Origin of the sequence: Stieleria sedimenti (assembly GCF_025060895.1) — a bacterium.
GTDB classification, from domain to species: domain Bacteria; phylum Planctomycetota; class Planctomycetia; order Pirellulales; family Pirellulaceae; genus Stieleria; species Stieleria sedimenti.
Window position 1 is genome coordinate 1 of sequence record NZ_JANZKV010000145.1, and the last position, 4557, is coordinate 4557.

Below are 4557 nucleotides of genomic sequence, written 5' to 3' on the forward strand. Positions count from 1 at the left end.
TTGACCGAAGGGGACCTCGCTGCAGGCGTCATCAGCGACCAGATCGTTTGCTTGATGTGCCGGCGGAAGTCATCGCACTGATTTACTCCTACCGATGGAGATCGAGATTTTCTTTCGATTCTACAAGCAACTGATGGGCGGATCCCACTTGATCAGCCACGACGACAACGGAATCGAGATCCAGGTGTACTGTTCCATGATCGCCTGTCTGTTGATCAATCTGTGGACAGGCTCAGCGCCGAACAAACGCACGTTCGAAATGATTTCCTACTACTTTCAAGGCTTGGCGAGCGAGGAAGAACTGCTCGCCCATATTGAAAAGCAGAAGCGAGCCGCGGAAGCGAAAGCTGCCAAGTCGGAGTCGGCAAAGAATCTCTAACAAGCGATACGGGGAGTCGTTTTTGAATGATTCACCCGGCGTCGATGCTGCGCGCTTGGTAAGATTCGTGCTGTTTGGCGATCCACTGCATCGCCGTATAGCATCGCCCCTTCCTTCTAAGCGTCTGACCCCGCCGTTTCATGCAACAGAGCAAACGCCGGGCCGAACACTATTGCCCCCTTCCCCTTTTTTATTGCTTCCCCTTTTTTATTGTTGGTCGGCGGCGATGGCGCGAAAGACGTCGTCCAGTCGACGACGAATCAAAGTCGACCACAGGTCATAACCGGCCTCGCTGAGGTGCAGTTTGTCTTCGACGAATAACTCCGCGCGCGGCGTGCCATCCGATTTCAGGTAATGGCTTGCGGTCGCAATGAAATAGGTGTTGGGCGTCGAAAGTGCGATCTCGCGAAGCCGTGCATTGACCGCGCGAATCTTCGCCCAGGCGTCAAACCGCTTTTCACACGGCGTGATCTCGATCAGAAAAAACGGGGCGTCGGGCTGATGCTGGTGTGACACCGCGACGATGTGACGCGCCAGTGCCTCAATTTGGTCGGGCGTGTGATCGTCCGGGTTTCCGACCACGCCGTTGCCGACGAACATCACGATCGCACGGTACCGGTGCGGCGACACCAATCGATCGGCAAACACGGCCATGTCCGTGAACTTGGCACCCCCATAACCGCGACGGATCGTTCGGTACGGGGCCATGTCGACGGCCATCGTCGACCAGCGGCGGATGCTGCTGCTGCCGATAAACAAGATTGCATCATCCGGATTCGATTCGGTTCGATTGAGTTCGTCAAACGCGGCGATGTCGTCCGACCATTTCTTCTCCGCCGCGGCGCGATAGGGTGCCAACACGTCCTCGGCACTTCCCGATCCCTCCGGCCCGCCGTCTTGGGCGACCAGATTCTGGGTACCGGCCGAAACCGCGACAACGAACGTCACAAACAATAAGTACAAACGCATCATCAACTCGATTCCAATCGCTGGAATGTCAAAAGGTAAAGTCTCTCGGTAACCGAGTCGCACATCATAGTCCAACTCGCACCGGGCAAGCCGTCCCGCCGTGCGACTGACAACACATTCGTCCACGGTGCGATCGTTTCGCGTATCCTATGGAGTCGTCCCACTTTGCCGAGGCGTTCCATTGATCAATCAGCACCCCATCACGTTCGTCTTCGCCACCCTGATTCTCTGCGGTGGAGCGTTGCTTCCCGCTGGCGACGAAAACGCCAGAGCCGACGAAATCGCCGGCGTCACCCCAAACGCCCGACCCGCCTGGATCTGGGGCACGAAAGATCGCGACGCCGGTCAGCCCGTCACGCTGTCGAAACCGTTCCAGGTGCGAGCGGCGGTCGCTCGTGCAACGATGCATCTGGCCGCCGACTTCACCCGATGCTCGGTGACCTTGAACCGACGACCGCTGGCCCAACTGGATGAGTACGCACCCTGGATGCAGTGGGACGTGACCGACCGGCTTGTGACGGGAACGAATCAGGTGTCACTCGACTGCACCAGCGGCGCCGGACCTGCCGCCGTCGCCATGAGCCTGGAAGTGGCCTACGCGGATGGATCGATCGAGACCCTGGTCAGCGGTCAGGACTGGACGACGAATCGCGGCGCCGCCGTCTCCTTGGGAGGCGTCGCACGGGAGTTTTGGAACGTCTCCGAACTCGCCCAGATCTCGCCCTTCGAAGACTACGAACAATGGCGTCGGGCCAGCGGGGCGGATGCGGGAACCGACCCCGCAACCTTTGTGACGCAGCCGGGTTTCGAAGTCGATCTGGTTCGCTCGGCAAAGCCGGACGAAGGTTCTTGGGTCAGCATGGCACTGGACCCCCAAGGCCGAATCACCATCGCACGAGAAGACAAGGGGCTGTTGCGGATGACTCTGTCGCGTGACGGAAAACGGATCACTGCGGTCGAAACGATCAACGACGAGCTGCGAGAATGCAGAGGCTTGCTGTACGCGTACGACGCGTTATACGCCAACGCCAACAACTCCAAAGGCATGTATCGTCTTCGCGACACCAATGCCGACGACCAGTTCGACCAAGTCGAATTGCTGCGAGAATTCCCCGGCCAAGTCGGTCACGGAAGAAATGACTTGGCGCTCGGTCCAGACGGAATGATTTACTCGATTCATGGCGATTCGGTCGAACTGGCAACCGAGAACCTTGAAGATCACACCTCGCCCCTGCGGGCGGCTCGCAAGGGGCAACGATCCGAGGAAGGCCATTTGATCCGAACCGACCGCGACGGATCACACTGGGAATTGGTTGCGTCGGGGTTGCGAAATCCATTCGGAATCGATTTCAACGACGACGGTGAAGTGTTCACCTACGACGCGGACAACGAATACGACATGGGATCGCCCTGGTATCGCCCGACCCGCATCGTGCAATTGGTCTCCGGCGGGGACTATGGTTGGCGGCGAACCACGAACGGGCAATGGCCGCCTTATTTCCCGGACCACAGCGACAACGCCTTACCGACCGTTGACGTGGGAAAAGGGTCACCGACGGCGGTCAAATCGGGAGCGCGGAGTTCATTTCCGGCGCCGTACCGACGAGCCCTCTTTGCACTCGACTGGGCCTACGGACGCATTTTGGCTTGTCACCTTTCCCCGCGTGGAGCCGGATACGCGTGTCGCGTCGAGACCTTTCTCGCCGGCCGGCCGTTGAACGTCACCGACTTGGACTTCAGTCCCGACGGCGAGCTGTTTGTCATCACCGGCGGACGCAAAACACAATCCGCTCTCTACCGCATTCGCTACGTCGGACCCTCACAAGACGCTGCACTCCTGACCGAGCAACAAACCCGACGACGAGCGTTTTCAAGTCGCTCCAGGACGCTGCGACGACAATTGGCGACGCTCCATCAGCCGAACACTGAAAGCCTTGCGACCGCCTGGGAACACTTGAGCCATCCCGATCCGCTGATTCGCAACGCCGCACGCATCGCGGTCGAACACCAGGACCTTACCCGCTGGCGACAAGCGGCACTGTCTGAACCGGATCCGGAAACCCAGGCGACCGCGCTGCTGGCACTCGCCCGCGGCGGCAACATCGGTGACCACGACGCGGTGCTCCATGCCTTGGACGCACTGAAAGTCAAGTCGCTGTCATCGTTTGGGAAACTTTCAATGCTGCACGCCTACCGCTTGATCCTGGCTGCTGTACCAACGGCCGATTCGACGGCAAGCAACAGTTCCAAGCAACGTCTGATGCGTTGGCTGGAAACGGATCCCCATGCCACGGTCGCGCCGCTGGGAAGCGGCGGCCCGGTCCATGAAGCACTCTGCCGACTGGCCGCCGATCATCACCTCGCCGGTGTCGTCCCGCCGCTGATGGGCTTGTTGCGAGCCGGGCAAAGCCAGCGAGAGCGGATGAACGCATTGTTCATGCTGTGTCATCAACCCGACGGTTGGTCGATTGATGATCGCATCCTGTTTTTCGAAGCGCTCGGCGAATTGGAGCGGACGGCGTTTTCCGGTGCCGGCATGCCCGGCCGGTTGAAACAGATCCGAGATCATGCGGTCGCGCATCTGACCGAAGACGAACGCGTCAAACTTGCGTCACTGATCCAACCGTCAACGCTTTCGCAAGCGGCACCGAAACAAGTGTCCCGACCGCATGTCAGAAAATGGACGCTCGATGAATTGGTCACAGCCCTCGATCAGCTTTCGCTACCGGGCGATGCAGAACGCGGCGAATCCTTGTTCGGCGACGTTCTGTGTGCGTCGTGTCATCGCGTCGCCGGTCGCGGTGGGGTTCTGGGGCCAGACCTCTCTTCATTAGCAGCCCGTTTCAGTCAACGCGATATCCTGGCGTCGATCGTTTCGCCGTCGGACGTCATCGCCGAAAAGTATCGCAGCGTGCAGGTCGTGACGACGGATGGAAAGATCGTCAGCGGCCAAGTCGTGACAGGCGGCGATTACCGATCGTCGAATCTACAGCTCGCGACCGATCCGCTTGATCCCGGCAAAGTGGTCGAGATCCCGAAAGCAAACATTCAGCTTCACCGTCCTTCGGATGTTTCACCGATGCCGGAGGGCCTGCTGGATACGCTGAGTGCACGCGACGTCGCCGATCTACTCGCTTTCTTGACCCGGCAACGGTGACGCTGTGAAGCATTTCTTAGCGGAACGGCGCGAGCGGGCTGTCGTTTTTGTG

The 4557-nt window shown here is 59.4% G+C and carries 2 protein-coding genes and 1 pseudogene; 2 read left to right on the top strand and 1 reads right to left on the bottom strand.

Going from position 1 to position 4557, the window contains the following annotated elements; genetic code table 11:
* Positions 1–379: pseudogene (locus tag NZK35_RS18140) on the top strand (transposase); the annotation flags it as partial.
* Positions 380–586: 207 nt separating this feature from the next.
* Here NZK35_RS18140 and NZK35_RS18145 read toward each other — a convergent pair.
* Positions 587–1351: a GDSL-type esterase/lipase family protein gene (locus tag NZK35_RS18145; protein WP_259633951.1), complete on the bottom strand. Its 765-nt coding sequence runs from the start codon at positions 1349–1351 to the stop codon at positions 587–589.
* A 178-nt stretch (positions 1352–1529) separates the two neighbouring features.
* Here NZK35_RS18145 and NZK35_RS18150 point away from each other — a divergent pair, with 178 nt between their 5' ends.
* Positions 1530–4505 carry a DUF7133 domain-containing protein gene (locus tag NZK35_RS18150; RefSeq protein ID WP_259633952.1) on the top strand — a complete coding sequence of 992 codons (2976 nt, stop codon included), beginning with the start codon at positions 1530–1532 and terminating at the stop codon, positions 4503–4505.
* Positions 4506–4557 lie beyond the last annotated feature (52 nt).

What these genes read in the sequence shown, in the direction of transcription:
- NZK35_RS18145 (WP_259633951.1), bottom strand. Translation starts at nt 1,351, where the DNA reads ATGATGCGTTTGTACTTATTGTTTGTGACGTTCGTTGTCGCGGTTTCG.